Below are 16072 nucleotides of genomic sequence, written 5' to 3'. Positions count from 1 at the left end.
CAATTGTCGGGATGCTCGGAGATCCCATGAGTGACACCCCAACCCTCTATATAGTCCCCACTCCCATCGGTAATTTGGCCGATATCACCCAGCGCGCCCTCGATATTCTGCGCCGGGTCGATCTGGTGGCGGCCGAGGATACCCGCCACACCGGCATACTGCTCAAACACTACCAGATCTCGGTGAGCTGCTTCCCTTTGCACGATCACAACGAGCAGCAGAAGGCCGAGGTGTTGATAGCGAAAATCAAGGAAGGCAAGAGTGTAGCCCTGGTATCGGATGCGGGCACGCCGCTGATTAGCGACCCCGGTTATCACCTGGTCACCCGCTGTCGCGAAGCCGGGGTCAAGGTAGTGCCGCTGCCGGGCCCGTGCGCGGCCATCACGGCGCTCAGTGCTGCTGGCCTGCCCACCGACCGTTTCGCCTTCGAGGGATTCTTGCCTGCGAAAGCCAAGGGGCGTGACGACCGGCTGCAGGCCGTCATCGAAGATACCCGCTCCCTGGTGTTCTACGAGTCACCGCGCCGGGTGCAGGACACGGTAGAAGCGATTGCTCGCATCCTGGGGGAGCGCCAGGTGGTGGTGTGCCGCGAGTTGACCAAGACCTTTGAATCCATCCACGGTCTGCCCGCCTCCGAAATGCTGGTCTGGCTAGGGGAAGACGAAAACCGTTGCCGCGGTGAAATCGTGCTGGTGGTGGCCGGCGCCAGCAAGGTGGAAGAAGAGTTGCCCTTTGATGCGATCCGCACCCTGGGTCTGCTGGTGGCCGAACTGCCCCTCAAGAAGGCGGCCGCGCTGACCGCCGAGATCCATGGGGTGAAGAAGAACGCCCTCTACAAGTACGGACTGGATCACCACCAGAAAGAATAAGTAGCCTGGTCGGTTTGACGCAGCTGATCTTTCACGACCACGCCCGGGTGTGGCAACGGGAGCCTTTCAGCAAGGTTGAGGGTGGCTGACCAATGGTCATGTCACTCTGACAGGAGGCATCAAGCCGTGAATAAATGCCACTATCGACAATTGCCGGTTTACCCCGGCCAGCAGACAGCGCTATAATCCGCGCCCGGAGTCGGCTGGACAATCGCTGCTTCGTCGTTGTGCCTTTCGGGGCAGACGGGCGGAGGGGAGGAAAGTCCGGGCTTCATAGGGCAGGGTGCCAGGTAACGCCTGGGAGGCGTGAGCCTACGACCAGTGCAACAGAGAGCAAACCGCCGATGGCCCGCAAGGGATCAGGTAAGGGTGAAAGGGTGCGGTAAGAGCGCACCGCGCGTCTGGCAACAGTTCGTGGCACGGTAAACTCCACCCGAAGCAAGACCAAATAGGCCCCTATTGGCGCGGCCCGCGTTGGGGGCGGGTAGGTTGCTTGAGCCAGTGAGCGATTGCTGGCCTAGAGGAATGATTGTCACCGGGGCAACCCGGAACAGAACCCGGCTTACAGGCCGACTCCGACCTAATTTCAGGGTACTCTGTTACCCACAAGAATCCCGGTACCTTCTGGTCCGGGATTTTTCTTTATGGGCCTGCCTGGGTCGATAGCACCTTTTTTCATTTTGTAATACAGTTCCCGCCCATTTTGGTCGCTTCAAGTCGACTAGTCCCCTTTTCTCCACCTGCCCCGTCACCCTGATGTGGGTTAAGGGTGGCATGAACATGGTTAAGGTGAATTCGCAATGTCAGCTAGCAGCCTAACGCTAACACCCTCCCGGCTGCTGCCGGCCGAACAGGGACGGGGGCTTCCTCGCTACGATCTGCTCGGTGTCGAGCGAGCCAAACAGGGTCATCTCAAGCAGATGAATGCCCACTTGGCCAGCTTCTCCTTGCAGGCTGCCGGGTGCATGGCCCAGCTGTTCAACAGCGCCGAGTGCGATCTCGTGTTTCAGGATTTCGTCAGTGCCGGCCATTTCCCTCCTGAAGATCAGCAGTTCTGGCTCGAAGCCAGGGCCCAGCGTGACGAGCGCTACCGAGTGTTTTTCTCCATTTCAGCGTCCGTCATCTATCGTCTCGCCGTGATCTTCTTCGGAGGACAGCTGCAAGCGGGTGAGGAGCCGAGTCAGGCCAAATCCCTCAGTGATACCGAGCAGCGCCTGTTGCACCGACTCTGCCAATACCAGGTCGATATTCTCTCCTCCTGCATGGGACTCGGCGATCTGGGCTGGCAGCTCACCCCCGTGCCTGCCGATGTGCTGCCAGTGGGGCCTGCGCTCTGGTCCAGCCAGGCGACCCTGAGTCTGGGAGAACATAACCATCAGTGGCGGTTGTGGTGGCTGCAGGCCGAAACCGAGGCGCAACTGACCGATCAACGCCCTGTTCGCGGTGAGCTGGAACAAGCGATGACTCACCTGCCGGTGCAATTGCGGGTGGTGATGGGACAGATGGCCATGACCCTGGCTGATCTGGAGACCTTGCAGGTTGGTGATGTGCTGGCCTTGGATATGCCTGACCTGGTGCCTGCCCTGATCGGCAGCCGCCCCTGTTTCAATGGACGCATTGCCGAGCAAAAAGGCAGCCTGGTGTATCAGGTAACGGCAGTGATAGAGGAGTAAGAACAAGATGAACGAACATAACATCAATGATCCCCTGGATCTGGACAGCCTGGATCAGTTGTTTGATGACGAACTCAGCATGCCGAGTGCGGCCGATTACCTGGCGCCGACCGGTAGCGGCAAGCCGAGGGATCTCTCCTTCTTCCGCCAGATCCCGGTCAAGGTAACCCTGGAAGTGGCCAGTGCAGAGGTGCCGCTTGGGGATCTGATGCAGCTCGAAGAGGGGGCTGTCATCGAGCTGGACAAGTTGGCGGGTGAGCCGCTGGATGTCCGGGTCAATGGCAAACTGTTGGCCCGTGGTGAGGTGGTGGTGGTCAATGGCAAGTATGGCCTGCGTCTGGTCGAGGTGGTTGACACCAAGCTGCTGGGTGGCATGGACGACTGATGCGCGTCCTGCTGCCGCTGCTCTTGCTCGTCGCCCTGCCCAGCTGGGGTGCGGACATGACCCTCTTCTCGGTCGCGCCTGGCGCCGAAGGGGGCGAGGACTACAACATCAAGTTGCAGATCCTCTTCTTCATGACCCTGCTGGGGTTGTTGCCGACCCTGTTACTGATGATGACCAGCTTTACCCGCATCATCATAGTGCTGGCCATATTGCGCCAGGCGCTGGGTCTGCAACAGAGCCCACCAAACCGAGTACTGATCGGCATCAGTTTGATCCTGACGCTGGTCATCATGCGTCCGGTCTGGACCGAGATGTACGAAAACGCCTTCCTGCCCTATGACAACGACGAAATCACCCTGTCCGAGGGGATAAGCCGTGCCGAGCAACCCTTGCGGCGCTTCATGTTGGCGCAGACCCGGGAGCCGGATCTGGAGCAGATGCTGCGGATCTCGGGGGAGTCGACCAGCCTCACCAAGGCGGACATACCCTTCGGTGTCTTGTTGCCCGCCTTCGTGCTGAGCGAGCTCAATACCGCGTTTCAGATAGGCTTCATGCTGTTTATCCCCTTCCTGGTGATCGATCTGGTGGTCGCCAGCGTCTTGATGGCCATGGGGATGATGATGCTGTCGCCGCTCATCATCTCGTTGCCGTTCAAGCTGATGGTATTCGTACTGGTTGATGGGTGGTCGATGACGGTCGGCACCCTGGCCGCCAGCTTCGGAGGGGGCTGACCATGACCCCCGAGCAGAGCGTCAGTCTGGTGGGTGGCGCAGTGAATCTGGTGGTGATCATGGTCTCTGTGCTGGTGGTGCCCGGCTTGATCGTCGGACTCATCGTGAGTGTGTTTCAGGCGGCGACCCAGATCCAGGAACAGACCCTCAGCTTCCTGCCCCGTTTCATCGTGACGCTGTTGACGCTGATCTTCACTGGTCACTGGCTTTTGGCCCAGATCACCACCCTCTTCAATGAGCTGTTTGCCAAGATCCCCGGGCTTATCGGATGAACTCGCTGATCTCGGTCAGTGCGGCCGAGCTGACGGCCTGGCTGGGACAGTGGTGGTGGCCCTTCATTCGTATCGGCGCCGCCTTCTGGGTGATGCCCTTCTTCGGGGATGGCCGGGTGCCGCCCCAGATCCGGCTGTTGCTCGCCTTCCTGCTCAGCCTGCTGCTGGCCCCCATGCTCAAGGCCATGCCGCTGATAGACCCCTTCTCGGCACAGGCTATCCTGGTCACGCTGGAACAGTTGATGTTCGGCCTGTTATTCGGGCTCTGCGTCCAGATGCTGTTCATGGTGATGACCATGGCGGGCCAGATACTGTCGATGCAAATGGGTCTGGGTATGGCGGTCATGAATGACCCCAGCAATGGTGAATCGGCGCCCATCATCAGCCAGATCATGCTCATCTTTGCCACGCTGTTGTTTCTCGGCCTCAATGGCCATCTGGTGGTGCTGGAGGTGCTGGTGCAGAGTCTGCGCAGCTGGCCGCCGGGCTCTTCGCTCTACCTGCTCGATATCAAGGGGGTCATCGGCCTGTTTGGCTGGAGTATCGGGGCCGCCCTCATCCTGACCCTGCCTGCCGTGGTGGCGATGCTGATGGTGAATCTCACCTTCGGGGTCATGAACCGCACGGCCCCCTCCCTCAACATCTTCTCCCTGGGGTTCCCCATGACGCTGTTGTTGGGGTTGCTGACCATGGCGCTCTCCATCAGCGGGGTGCCTGCTCGTTATCTCGATCTGGTCAGCCATGTGCTGGAGCAGTTGCAGGGATTGAGTGTGCAATGAGTCAGACCAGCGCTCAGGATAAAACTGAGCAGGCCTCCACCCAGAAACAGCGCAAGGCTCGGGATGAGGGGCAGATTGCCCGCTCCCGGGAGATGAGCTCGGCGGGTCTGCTGCTGCTCGGTGGCCTCGCCATGCAGTGGATGGTGCCCGGCCTTGGCAGTTTCTTCGCCGAATTGATGAAACGTCCCATCCGTTTCGACTGGCAGGGGGCGCGGGATCCCCAGATGATGATGAGCTGGACCGGGGAGGCCCTGCTCAGCATGCTCATGGCCTTGCTGCCCCTGTTCGGTTTCCTGGCACTGATGCTGATCCTGGTCAGCATGGTGCCGGGGGGTATGGTGTTCACCTGGAAAAAGTTGATGCCCAGCGGTGAGAAGCTCAATCCGCTCAAGGGGCTCAAGCGCATGTTTTCCACCCATAGCCTGATGGAGCTGCTCAAGTCCATTCTCAAGATAGTGCTGATTGGTTCAACCTTGGCCCTGTTATTGCAGCATCAGTGGCCGACCCTGTTGCAAATGAATCGAATGCCGCCCCAGATGGCGATGGAGCAGGCGCTGGGGATCCTCTCCCAGGCCTTTATCCTGCTTGGCGCCGTTCAGATGCTGATCGCCCTGCTCGATGTGCCTTACCAACGCTGGTCGATGCAGAAACAACTGCGCATGACCAAGCAGGAGGTCAAGGATGAGCACAAGAACAGCGAGGGTCGCCCGGAGATCAAGGCGAAGATCCGTCAAGTACAAGCCATGCTGGCCAGGGCCCGCATCGAGAAGCGGGTGCCCCAGGCCGATGTGATAGTGGTGAACCCGAGCCACTATGCGGTGGCCATCAAATACGATCCCGCCCGCGCCAATGCCCCTTATGTGATCGCCAAGGGGGTCGACAGCATGGCCGAGCGGATCAAGCAGGTGGGCAAGCAGCACGACAAGATGGTGTTGAGCCTGCCTGAGCTGACTCGAGCCATCTACTACTCGACCCGAATCGATCAGGAGGTCCCGGCCGGTCTCTATACCGCGGTGGCTTATGTCCTGAACCATGTATTGCAGTTGCAGGCCTATCAGGCTGGGCGGGGCAAGCAGCCCGGCCCGCTAGCCCCCCTGCATGTGCCCCCTGAATTGCGTCAACCCGAGAGGTAAGTTGTGAACTGGCGTACCCTGACCAAGTCCTATACGGCCATCCCCCTGATGCTGCTGGCCATATTGGCCATGATGATACTGCCGCTGCCGGGTTGGCTGCTCGATGGCCTGTTCACCTTCAACATAGTGTTGGCGATCATGGTGTTGCTGGTCTCGGTCTCGGCCCGCCGTCCCCTCGACTTCTCCGTGTTCCCGACCGTGCTGCTGGTGGCGACCCTGATGAGGCTCTCCCTCAACGTCGCCTCGACCCGGGTGGTGCTGCTCAATGGCCATGAGGGCAATGATGCGGCGGGCAAGGTCATCCAGGCGTTTGGCGAGGTGGTCATCGGCGGCAACTATGTGGTTGGCCTGGTGGTGTTTATCATCTTGATGATCATCAACTTCGTGGTCATCACCAAGGGTGGCGAACGGATATCAGAGGTGTCGGCCCGCTTCACCCTGGACGCCATGCCGGGCAAACAGATGGCCATAGATGCCGACTTGAATGCCGGCATCATGGATCAACACCAGGCCCGGGCCCGGCGGGAAGAGATCTCCCGCGAGGCCGACTTCTACGGGGCCATGGATGGTGCCTCCAAGTTCGTGCGTGGGGATGCCATCGCCGGGCTGCTGGTGCTCATCATCAACCTGGTTGGCGGTCTCGCCATCGGTATCTTTCAGCATGCCCTGCCGGTGGCAGAGGCCTTCCAGCGCTATGCCCTGCTCACCATAGGGGACGGTCTGGTTGCCCAGATCCCCTCCCTGCTGATGTCTACCGCAGCCGCCATCATAGTGACCCGGGTCAGTGATGAGGGGGAGATGTCCGATCAGGTGGGCCAGCAGCTATTGGCGTCGCCCAGGGTCATCTACACGGCTGCCGCCATCATGCTGATCCTGGGTCTTGTGCCCGGCATGCCCATGCTGGCCTTCGTCAGTTTTGCCGCCGTCCTGGCCTGGACCGGCTGGCGGGTGAGCCTGCGACAGCAGCAGGATCCGGCGCTCGATGCCGCCGAGCAACTGAGTCAGCAGTTGGTGTTGCCTGAACATCAGGGGTTGGAGTGGCAGGATCTGCCCTATGTCGATCCCATCGCCATCGAGCTTGGTTACAAGCTGGTTCCCCTGGCCGAGGCGGATAAGGGCGCCGAGCTGCTGGTGCGGGTGCGGGGCATCAGAAAGACCCTCTCCGAGCAGTATGGTTTCTTGCTGCCCGAGATCCGGGTGCGTGACAACCTGCAGCTGCAACCCGATCAATACCGAGTCCGGCTCTCCTCCGTGCCCATGGCGAGCGGGCAGGTGGATTGCCAGCGGCTGATGGCCATCAGCAGTGGCGAGACCTACGGTGCCCTGGACGGCGAGCTGACCCAGGATCCCGCCTACGGCATGAACGCGGTCTGGATAGCCCCGGACCACAAGGCCAAGGCACTCAATCTGGGTTACTCGGTGGTGGACTCGGCGACCGTGATAGCGACCCATGCCAGCAAGCTGCTGCGTGAACAGCTCGACACCCTGTTCGGCCACGATGAAGTCGGCAAGCTGGGTCAATACCTGGCGACCCTGTCTCCCCGTCTGGCGGAGGAGCTCAACCTCGCCCTGACCCAGATGCAGCAGCTTCGGGTGTTCCGGCAACTGCTCAAGGAGCAGGTGAGCCTGACCGACATCCGCACCATAGCGACCACCTTGCTCGACGCGAGCGAGCTGACCAAGGATCCCGTGCTGCTGGCGGCGGACGTGCGCTGCGCCCTCAAGCGCCAGATAGTGCGTCAGGTGATAGGACAGCGTGAGCTGCTGGCCACCTTTACGCTGGATGAACGGCTGGAGCAGACACTGTTGGCGGCCATGAATCAGGCTCAGCAACAGGGCAAGGTGGCGCTGGACAGTTTCCCGGTTGACCCCCAATTGCTGGCTCAGCTCCAACAAAATATGCCCCTTGTCAAGGAGCAGCTCCAGCAGCAGGGCCATGCCCCAGTCTTGGTGGTGATGCCCCAACTGAGACCTTTGCTGTCCCGTTATGCCACCTCCTTCGCCAAGGGGCTCAAGGTACTCTCTTACAACGAGATCCCGGAGGAGCTGAGGGTGGAAGTGGTCGGTACCCTGGGGTGAAGAGAATTGCCCTTGATCTCAGTCAGATAGGAAAATCTTATTCCGCATCTGTGCTTGAACTGTCTTCTCAACTTGTTATGATGCGCCGTGTTTTGACGCTTGCCGCCAAAACATACTGATAAATATAATAATTTGATACGTGCTGCCAGGCTGCGACAACCGCTGTCTGGCTGTCCTTTTGCATAAGGGCATATCGCATGAAAAAGGCAAACTGAACTGAAAAGTCAGGACGCAAAGCCTCCGGTCTAATGGCGGGAATGCCAATGATAGCGGGGTTACCAGGGATAGGTACCGTCACGAATGACGCCTATAGCAAACCGACATGCACGCAGATGCATGGCGGCGGCCACCTCTTTCCTCGGTTTTGACATTTCAGTTCTGTTGATTGACGACAATACAATCACAGGTTCAGGTTCATATGCTTTCGGATGTTTCTCTGAAATGTACCCCGACGCCGCCAGGCCTTGGGGGGCTCCCTCATCTGTTATTGCTGCAGCCAGACTCTTCTGCCGGGGAAGAGATACTGATCATGCTGGAGAGTTCGGGATATCGGGTATCTATCGTCGACTCGGCAAGGCAGGCATGCGCCAGCCTTGCCAATGACAGGGTCGATCTGCTGTTGCTGGACGTGAGCACGCCCATCGACAACCTCAAGGGCTTTCTGGGCAAATTGACCGACACCGACAGTGTCATCCTGGTCAATGAGCATCAGGGGCATCTGGCGGCCGAGGCCATGGGGGCCGGCGCCATCGATTACATAATCAAACCCTTCGGGCGACAGCAGATGCTGGATGCGATCCGGGGAGCCTTGCGCCTGCGCCAGCCGATCCCGGATCTGATTGCTGAGTCGAGTGCCAGTCGTCAGGTATTGCAGCTGGCCCGCCGGGCCGCCAAGACCTCGGCCACTATTCTCATCGGTGGTGAATCCGGGACCGGCAAGGAGCGTCTGGCACGGTACATCCATGAGATGTCCAACCGCTGTGATGGCCCCTTTGTCGCCATCAACTGCGCCGCCATCCCCGAGTCGATGATCGAGTCCATCCTGTTTGGCCATGCCAAGGGGGCCTTCACCGGGGCGGTGTCGGCCCAGCCTGGCAAGTTCGAGCAGGCGCAGGGGGGGACCCTGTTGCTGGACGAAATCTCCGAACTGCCCCTGGCACTGCAAGCCAAGCTGCTGCGGGTGTTGCAGGAGCGCCAGGTCGAGCGACTGGGGAGCCATCAACTGATCAACCTGGATGTACGCATCATCGCGGCCAGCAACAAGGATCTGCGGACCCTGGTGGCCGCAGGGCTGTTTCGCGAGGATCTCTTCTACCGCCTCGATGTGCTGCCCATGAGCTGGCCTGCGTTGCGTGAACGGCCGGGAGATATCCTGCCGCTGGCTGAATATTTCATCGCCCGCTATGCACCCAGACAGGGTCATTGGTTGAGCGAGCTGGCACGCAAGCAGATGCTTGCTTATCCCTGGCCCGGCAATGTGCGCGAGCTCGACAATGTCATTCAGCGTTCGCTCATCATGGCGCGAGGATTGCATATTCAAGCGATCGATTTGATGCTGCCCCGTGAGCCGGGGGCCGCAGAACCCGGTTTGGTCGAGCCTTTGTTGGCCCCTGAAGGGCTGATGGAGACCCGCCGCCATGCCGAGTTTCAGTTCGTATTAGAGACCCTGCGCCGCTGTAGCGGCCATCGAACCCGCACGGCCGAGGCCCTGGGCATGACGACCCGGGCATTGCGCTACAAGCTGGCGGCGATGCGTGAGCAGGGCATAGACATTGAACTCCAGATTCAAAATTGAGGGATAACCCAGTGAAGATTGAAATGATGTCGTCACAGACCACTCTGTTGCAGCAGATGCAGGAGCTGAAGCGGGTGGCGAGCCAGGAGCCTCACATCGAGCTCCAGGGCGGTCAGGAAGTCTCCTTCGGCAATGCCATGCGAGACGTGGTCAATCGGGTCAACGAACAACAAAACATCTCTTCCCGTCTGATGACGGCGGTCGATGCGGGCCAGAGCGATGATCTGGTCGGGGCCATGGTGGCCAGTCAGAAAGCCGGTCTTAGCTTTTCCGCCCTGATGCAGGTGCGCAACAAGCTGATGACGGGTTTCGATGACATCATGCGCATGCCGCTCTGAGGTTACTGATGACTGAATTGGTAAGCGGCTCGCCACGGGAGGCCGTCAGCATGCAGCAGCGCATACAGGCGTGGCTGAAGAACTGGCGCAGCCTCTCTCGCGACAATAAATCCATCCTGACCATAGCCCTGTTGGCCGCCACCGTGGCGGGGACCATAGTGGTCATCCTCTGGACCTCCAGCAAGAACTACGTGCCCCTGTACGGCAAGCAGGAGTTGTACGACACCGCCAATATCATGGAGATGCTGGAGAAAGAGCAGATCCCCTTCCAGCTTGAGAAAAGCTCCGGGCAGGTACTGGTGCCAGAGAGTCAACTGGCTCACATTCGTATGGCGCTAGCTGCGCGTGGGGTCCGTGCCGCCATGCCCTCTGGCCTGGAAGGGCTGGATGCGGTCACGGGTCTTGGCACCAGCGAATTCATGGAAGGGGCGCGTTATCGTCACGCCCTGGAAGGGGAGCTGGCGCGTACCATTATCTCCCTCAACGCGGTGCGCAGTGCCCGTGTCCATCTGGCTATTCCCAAGCGCACCCTGTTTGTCGGTCGTGATGAAGAGAAGCCCAGTGCCTCTGTCATGGTGGATCTGCAACCGGGTCAATCGATGGAAGCGGGTCAGGTTGAGGCCATCGCCAATCTGGTGGCCGGTAGCATCTCCGGCATGAAACCGGGCGCCGTGACCATCATCGATCAGGCTGGCCAGCTGCTGAGCAGCGAGCTGGGAGACAAGATGGGCTTTGGCAAACAGAGCGTGCAGCAGATGGAATACGTGCGCAAGCTGGAGCAATACATACGCCAGCGTGCCACTGACATGCTCTACCCCATGCTGGGCACGGGCAACTTCCGGGTGCAGATAGCCGCAGACGTCAATTTCAATGCGGTCGAAGAGACTCAGCAGCAGTTCGATCCGCAAGGTGTGATCACCCAGGAGACCAACAAGTCCGACAAGACGGTCGATGCCCTGGCCATGGGGATCCCGGGAGCCCTGTCCAATCGGCCACCCGAGACGGCACCCCAGGCCGAACCGGCCGATGGTGCCGCCGCGGCACCCGCGGAACAGGCCCCCAAGAACGACAGCCGGACCGAGCGCCAGGAGAGCAGTCGCCAATACGAAAATAGCCGCACCGTGGTGCATACCCGCTATCAGCAGGGGCGACTCGAGCGGATGAACGTCTCGGTGCTGCTCAACGAGCAGACTGCGCCGAAAGAGGGCTGGAATGAGGCTCAGCTTGGCCAGATCCGCCAGATGGTGGAGCGGGCCGTCGGCTTTGATACCGGTCGGGGCGATCAGATCAGCCTGCAGGTATTCAATTTCACCGACGAGGTGCAGGTCGCCCCTCCCGAATCCAGCTGGTGGGAGACCCCGTACTGGCAGGACTCCCTGCGTTACCTGGTCGGCGGCCTGCTGGGTCTGACTCTGGTGTTCTTCGGGATACGTCCCCTGGTCAAGCATCTGGTGCGTACCCAGCAGCCAGTGGTCGTGCCGGACGAAGAGGAGCAGGAGGAGCGGGAACCCGAACTCGGCCTGCCGCTACAGCGCCGGACCGATGAGACGCTGGCGGCGCCTCACAGTAAAGGTCTCATCCGTACCGATGATGAGCAGGGGCCTCACTTCAGCGCCCTGGACCTCGATGCGCTACCCGAGCCGGGCTCTGAACTCGAGGTGCAGTTGAAACACCTGCAACTGCTGGTGGACAAAGACACGGCCCGGGTGGCCGAAGTGGTCAAGGCATGGGTGAGCAGTAATGAGCAACGCTAACATGAACCAGAGTGCAGTGGACATCGACATAGACAACCTGGAGAAGGCGGCCATCTTGTTGCTCAGCATGGGCACAGAGGCGGCCGCCAAGGTGATGCAGAAGCTGTCGCGCGACGAGGTGCAACGGCTCATCTCCAAGATGGCGGGCCTGTCCGGGGTCAGCTCCATCGAGGCGAAGTGGACCCTGCAGCAGTTCTTCATCCAGTACCGGGAGCAGAGCGGCATCGCCAGCGCCTCCCGGGATTATCTGGAGCAGACCCTGGATCTTGCCCTGGGCCAACGGCTCTCCCGCAGCCTGCTCGATAGCCTGTATGGCGACGCCATGAGCCAGGATATCCAGCGTCTGCAGTGGGTGCCTGCCGAGGTGCTTGCCCGCTTCTTTCGCAACGAACACCCGCAGATGCAGGCCGTCTTGCTGGCCTTCCTGCCGCCCCAGACCGCCTCGGCAGTGCTCGATGCCTTGCCAGGTTCGCTCCACGATGACCTGCTGGTTCGGGTCGCCGGACTCAGCTCGGTGAGCGAGCATGTGCTCGATGAGCTGCGACTCACCCTGGATCGCTGTCTGGCCTATGTGGCGGATCAGTCCGGCGCCAAGGTCAACGGGGTGCGCCAGGTTGCCGATATCCTCAATCGTTATCAGGGCAACAAGGAGCAGATGCTCTCCCTGCTGCGTGAGCGCGATGGCGACATGGCCCTCGAAATAGAGAAGAACATGTTCGACTTCATGGCCCTGCGCCGTCAGAGCGACGACACCTTGCAGCGCCTGGTGCAGGAGTTACCCGCCGATCTGCTGGCCCTGGCTCTGAAGAACACCGAGACCAGCTTTCGCAAGGTGGTGCTCGGTGCCATGCCCAAGCGGATGGCCCAGTCCCTCGAGGCCCAGATCCAGGATCAGGGCAGCGTCTCTTTGCGCAAGGTGGAACAGGCACGGGACGACATCATGCAACTGGTGCGCGAACTGGTCGAGCAGGGCGAGGTCGAGTTCCAGCTGTTCGAAGAGCCCACGGTCAACTGATGAGAGACGAGCATGCCTAACAAGATGCGCAAGTTGGCCCCGGGGGCGACCCGTCGCTACCGTTTCCCGCAACTCGGCCAGGTCGGAGAGGGGGAGCCGAGCGAGCAGGAGCAGTTCGAGTTCGGTTACCAGCAGGGGCTGGAGCAGGGCCAGGATCTGGGTTATCAGGAAGGTTACCAGCAGGGACTCACCAGCGGCCTGATTGAGGGAGAGAGTCGGGGGGTGGCGCAGGGCCAGGCCCGGGGCCTTGCCCAGGGATTGGCCGAAGGACGCGGCTCCTTCGACCAGGCCATGGTGCCTTTTGAGAAATTGCAGCAACAGTGGGATAGCCTCTGCCAGGCCCGCATGTTGCAGCAAAAGCAGGTGTTGGCTCAGTTGGTTGAGCAGGTGGCGCGGCGGGTCATCCAGGCCGAGTTCACCCTCAACCCCCAGCAAGTGCTGACGCAAGTCGAGCAGGCGCTGGCCAGCCTGCCGAGCCAGCCTGAAGAGTTGGTCATCTACCTCAATGAGGGAGACAGGCGCCGTCTGGCCGAACTCGGCGTGACCCGCTGCGCTGGCTGGCCGTTGCAGCAGGATGCGGCCCTGGCCATGGGGGATGCCAGGCTCGAGACTCAGGCGGCTGTGATTGAGGTCAATACCGCGGAGCGGCTCGACGCCTGCCTTGACAAGATCAACAGCGCCCTGGATGCCAGCCTGAATGGATAAGCGTTTGCAGCAGGCGCTCAGTTCGGCACTGGATGACTTTGAGCCCGCCCCCGGTTTTCGCCGTTATGGCCGGCTGGTGCGGGTCACGGGGCTCACCCTGGAAGTGGTTGGCTGCCAGCTGGTCATGGGCCAGCGCTGCCGGGTGGATACCGCAGGCGAGGGCTATCTGCTGGCGGAGGTGGTCGGCTTCAATCGCGACGTCTCTTACCTGATGCCGTTGCAGGCCATGAGTGGCCTCTACTCGGGGGCGAGGGTGTTGCCCATCTCGGGTGAGGAGACGATCCGGGTCGGCGATCACCTGCTTGGCCGCGTGCTCGATGGTTTGTTGCAGCCTCTGGATGGCCTCCCGCTGCCAGACGCCGGGGAGCGTGTCAGCTTGTTCAGTTCCCCCCCCAATCCCCTGCAGCGTACCCCGGTGCGCGAGCCCCTCGACGTCGGGGTGCGTGCCATCAATGGCTTGCTCACGGTCGGCAAGGGTCAGCGGCTCGGGTTATTCGCAGGCTCCGGGGTCGGCAAGAGCATGCTGCTTGGCATGATGACCCGCAACACCACGGCCCAGATCGTCATCGTCGGTCTGATCGGCGAGCGAGGGCGCGAGGTGCGCGAGTTTATCGAACACAGCCTGGGCCGCGAGGGGCTGGCGCGGGCCGTGGTCATTGCAGCACCGGCCGATCAATCCCCGCTGATGCGGCTGCGCGCGGCTCAGCTTTGTCATCGCCTCGCCGAATACTTTCGCGAGCAGGGCCAGGACGTGTTGCTGCTGATGGACTCCCTGACCCGTTATGCCCAGGCCCAGCGCGAGATAGCCCTGGCCATCGGTGAGCCACCCGCCACCCGGGGTTATCCGCCTTCGGTGTTCAGCATGTTGACCCAGCTGGTGGAGCGGGCCGGTAACGGTGTCGATCCCAATGGCAGCCTGAGCGCCTTCTATACGGTGCTGGCGGAAGGGGACGATCAGCAAGATCCTGTGGTGGATGCGGCCCGCGCCATTCTGGATGGCCACATAGTGCTGACCCGGCGCCTGGCCGAAGAGGGCCACTATCCGGCCATCGACATCGGTGCCTCGGTCAGCCGGGTCATGCCTCAGGTGGTACCGGCCGAGTGGCAATCCCTGGCGGTCACCCTGCGCCAGCTGTGGGGGCGTTATCAGCAGGTGCGCGAATTGCTGCCTCTTGGCGGTTATCAGGCGGGGGCGGATGCCCAGATGGATGAGGCCGTGCAGCGTTACCCCGCCATCGCGGCGCTGCTGCAGCAAGGGATCCATGAAGTGACCCCCTTGGCCGAGGCCCCTGCCGGGTTGCGCCAGGCGCTTGGCCGCCCGGCCTAAGGAGAGACAGTGCTCAATGCATATCTGGGTTTACAACAGCAGGCGCTGGACGAGATGGGCAAGGAGCGTCAGCGGCTGCGTGAGCTGGCTCAGCGTGAGGAGTTGCGGGCATTCAGATTGCAGGAGGTGATCGCCAGCCTGGGTCAGGGGCAGGGTTTCCACCCTCTGTTGCTGCAAAATCGTCAGCAGATGGATGCCCAGCTGCGCCGCTTGCACGCCCATCAGGTTCAGCAATCGGCGATGGCGCGCCTCGATCTGGATCGCCATGAGTTGCAATTGCGCCAGCAGTTCGGGCGCGTGAAGGGATTGGAAGGGGTGCTGGATCGGCGGGCACTGGCGGACAGGAGACTCAGGGAGTCACAGGAGCAGCGTCTGCTCGATGAGATAAGCGGCCTGCGCCATCGTACCCGGGGTAGTTGACGCAGGGGGGGAAGAGCCTGAGGTTCAGGCTTCCTGGCCATACTCCTGGCGCTGACCGAGCAGGGTATGCAGGGTTTCAATCTGTCCCGCCAGCAGGCGACCGTTGCGATCGTTCTGCTGTTGGCACTGGCGCAGGCTGGACTCGAGTTGTTGCCACTGGCCCGTCATGGTGTGTTGCAACTGAGCGGGCAGGCGAGCGATCAGCTTGGCCATGCCCTGCTCATTGGGCGCCATGCCCAGGGCGAGCAGATGCTGGCAGCGTTGCTGAGCCTGTTGCTCTATCTGCTTCATCAGTTCAGTTTGCTGCAGATTATGCTGGGTCAAGGCATCCACTTCGTGGGTCGCCAGCAGCAGATGCTGGCGCTGCAGCATCTGCTGCAACTCGCCATAGCGGCCGAGATCCCGCTGGATGCCGAGCAGCAGTTGCTTGACTCTCTGTTTGGCATCCAGAGGGCTGGCGGATTGGCTCATCGACGGTGCAGTTCCAATATGGCCTGGCTCAAGGCATCCATGTCGAGGCTCAGACGCCCTTCCCCTATGGCCTGACGGATCTGCTCGACCTTGGCCATGTCGACATCCGGGGTGTCGGCCAGGGCGATACTGGCTTGTGCCATGGTCTGGGCAGTGGCACTGATCTGGCTCTCACCGCTTTGGCGAGGTGGGTTTGGCGTTGGGGCCGCATCCTGCCTGCGTTGAGTCAGAGGTTGAGTCGGGATGAGGTCGGCGCGGGTGATCTTCATATGTTCACTTCCTGATGGTCTACTGGAGTAAAGCGACCGGGGGTCAGCATAACTTGA

The 16072-nt window shown here is 61.0% G+C and carries 17 protein-coding genes, 1 other RNA gene and 1 riboswitch; of the genes, 16 read left to right on the top strand and 2 right to left on the bottom strand.

Translation table 11 applies throughout. From position 1 onward, the window contains the following. The first annotated feature begins 26 nt into the window (after positions 1-26). The 16 genes from rsmI (at position 27) to M2366_RS12650 (ending at position 15275) form a co-directional block, all read left to right on the top strand. Positions 27-869: a 16S rRNA (cytidine(1402)-2'-O)-methyltransferase gene (gene rsmI / locus M2366_RS12725; protein WP_259269878.1), complete on the top strand. Its 843-nt coding sequence runs from the start codon at positions 27-29 to the stop codon at positions 867-869. Between the two features lie 195 nt (positions 870-1064). Continuing rightward, an RNA gene (rnpB, locus tag M2366_RS12720) (RNase P RNA component class A) lies at positions 1065-1450 on the top strand. 219 nt (positions 1451-1669) lie between these two features. Then, positions 1670-2542: a FliM/FliN family flagellar motor switch protein gene (locus M2366_RS12715; protein WP_224431902.1), complete on the top strand. Its 873-nt coding sequence runs from the start codon at positions 1670-1672 to the stop codon at positions 2540-2542. Between the two features lie 7 nt (positions 2543-2549). Then, entirely contained in the window at positions 2550-2927 is a 378-nt protein-coding gene (gene lfiN, locus M2366_RS12710) for a lateral flagellar motor switch protein LfiN (RefSeq protein WP_042041883.1), read from the top strand. Continuing rightward, positions 2927-3658 carry a flagellar type III secretion system pore protein FliP gene (fliP, locus tag M2366_RS12705; protein ID WP_224431903.1) on the top strand — a complete coding sequence of 244 codons (732 nt, stop codon included), beginning with the start codon at positions 2927-2929 and terminating at the stop codon, positions 3656-3658. The genes lfiN and fliP overlap by 1 nt, the downstream gene beginning before the upstream one ends. Positions 3659-3660: 2 nt before the next feature. Beyond that, complete coding sequence (fliQ, locus tag M2366_RS12700; protein WP_042041880.1) at positions 3661-3930, top strand: flagellar biosynthesis protein FliQ; 270 nt, start codon at positions 3661-3663, stop codon at positions 3928-3930. Further along, positions 3927-4709 carry a lateral flagellar biosynthetic protein LfiR gene (gene lfiR, locus M2366_RS12695; protein ID WP_042041879.1) on the top strand — a complete coding sequence of 261 codons (783 nt, stop codon included), beginning with the start codon at positions 3927-3929 and terminating at the stop codon, positions 4707-4709. The genes fliQ and lfiR overlap by 4 nt, the downstream gene beginning before the upstream one ends. Next, positions 4706-5842 (top strand): flagellar biosynthesis protein FlhB, encoded by a 1137-nt coding sequence (gene flhB, locus M2366_RS12690; protein WP_042041878.1) that lies wholly within the window; start codon positions 4706-4708, stop codon positions 5840-5842. Before lfiR ends, flhB begins: the two co-directional genes overlap by 4 nt. 3 nt (positions 5843-5845) lie before the next feature. Continuing rightward, positions 5846-7921, top strand: coding sequence for a lateral flagellar biosynthesis protein LfhA (gene lfhA / locus M2366_RS12685; RefSeq protein ID WP_224431905.1), 2076 nt, complete (start codon positions 5846-5848; stop codon positions 7919-7921). A 195-nt stretch (positions 7922-8116) separates the two neighbouring features. Beyond that, a riboswitch (cyclic di-GMP riboswitch) is annotated at positions 8117-8204 on the top strand. A gap of 246 nt (positions 8205-8450) precedes the next feature. Beyond that, positions 8451-9716, top strand: coding sequence for a sigma-54-dependent transcriptional regulator (locus M2366_RS12680; protein ID WP_370736605.1), 1266 nt, complete (start codon positions 8451-8453; stop codon positions 9714-9716). Positions 9717-9727: 11 nt separating this feature from the next. Next, positions 9728-10054, top strand: a complete 327-nt coding sequence (gene lfiE / locus M2366_RS12675) for a lateral flagellar hook-basal body complex protein LfiE (RefSeq protein WP_084218181.1) — start codon at positions 9728-9730, stop codon at positions 10052-10054. 74 nt (positions 10055-10128) lie between these two features. After that, positions 10129-11808, top strand: coding sequence for a lateral flagellar M-ring protein FliFL (gene fliFL, locus M2366_RS12670; protein WP_310508872.1), 1680 nt, complete (start codon positions 10129-10131; stop codon positions 11806-11808). Next, on the top strand, positions 11795-12823 hold the full coding sequence (gene fliGL / locus M2366_RS12665) for a lateral flagellar motor switch protein FliGL (protein WP_042041871.1): 1029 nt from the start codon (positions 11795-11797) through the stop codon (positions 12821-12823). Before fliFL ends, fliGL begins: the two co-directional genes overlap by 14 nt. A 12-nt stretch (positions 12824-12835) precedes the next feature. Further along, the gene (locus M2366_RS12660) at positions 12836-13528 is read left to right on the top strand and encodes a FliH/SctL family protein (RefSeq protein ID WP_042041870.1); all 693 of its coding nucleotides are present in this window, start codon (positions 12836-12838) and stop codon (positions 13526-13528) included. Next, positions 13521-14855: a lateral flagellar FliI-like assembly ATPase LfiI gene (gene lfiI / locus M2366_RS12655; protein ID WP_042041869.1), complete on the top strand. Its 1335-nt coding sequence runs from the start codon at positions 13521-13523 to the stop codon at positions 14853-14855. The genes M2366_RS12660 and lfiI overlap by 8 nt, the downstream gene beginning before the upstream one ends. A gap of 9 nt (positions 14856-14864) precedes the next feature. Next, positions 14865-15275, top strand: coding sequence for a flagellar FliJ family protein (locus M2366_RS12650; RefSeq protein ID WP_042041867.1), 411 nt, complete (start codon positions 14865-14867; stop codon positions 15273-15275). A 24-nt stretch (positions 15276-15299) separates the two neighbouring features. Here the strand turns inward: M2366_RS12650 and M2366_RS12645 are convergent, their stop codons facing one another. Both M2366_RS12645 and flgM read right to left on the bottom strand, forming a co-directional pair. Next, positions 15300-15746 (bottom strand): flagellar protein FlgN, encoded by a 447-nt coding sequence (locus M2366_RS12645; RefSeq protein ID WP_042041866.1) that lies wholly within the window; start codon positions 15744-15746, stop codon positions 15300-15302. After that, positions 15743-16015: a flagellar biosynthesis anti-sigma factor FlgM gene (gene flgM / locus M2366_RS12640; RefSeq protein WP_224431907.1), complete on the bottom strand. Its 273-nt coding sequence runs from the start codon at positions 16013-16015 to the stop codon at positions 15743-15745. The genes M2366_RS12645 and flgM overlap by 4 nt, the downstream gene beginning before the upstream one ends. Between the last annotated feature and the right edge of the window lie 57 nt (positions 16016-16072).

The sequence above is a fragment of the Aeromonas sp. BIGb0405 genome, from assembly GCF_024807335.1.
GTDB lineage: Bacteria > Pseudomonadota > Gammaproteobacteria > Enterobacterales > Aeromonadaceae > Aeromonas > Aeromonas rivuli.
The sequence above is the reverse complement of the archived record's forward strand: the minus strand, read 5'-3'. Positions and strand labels throughout refer to the sequence as shown.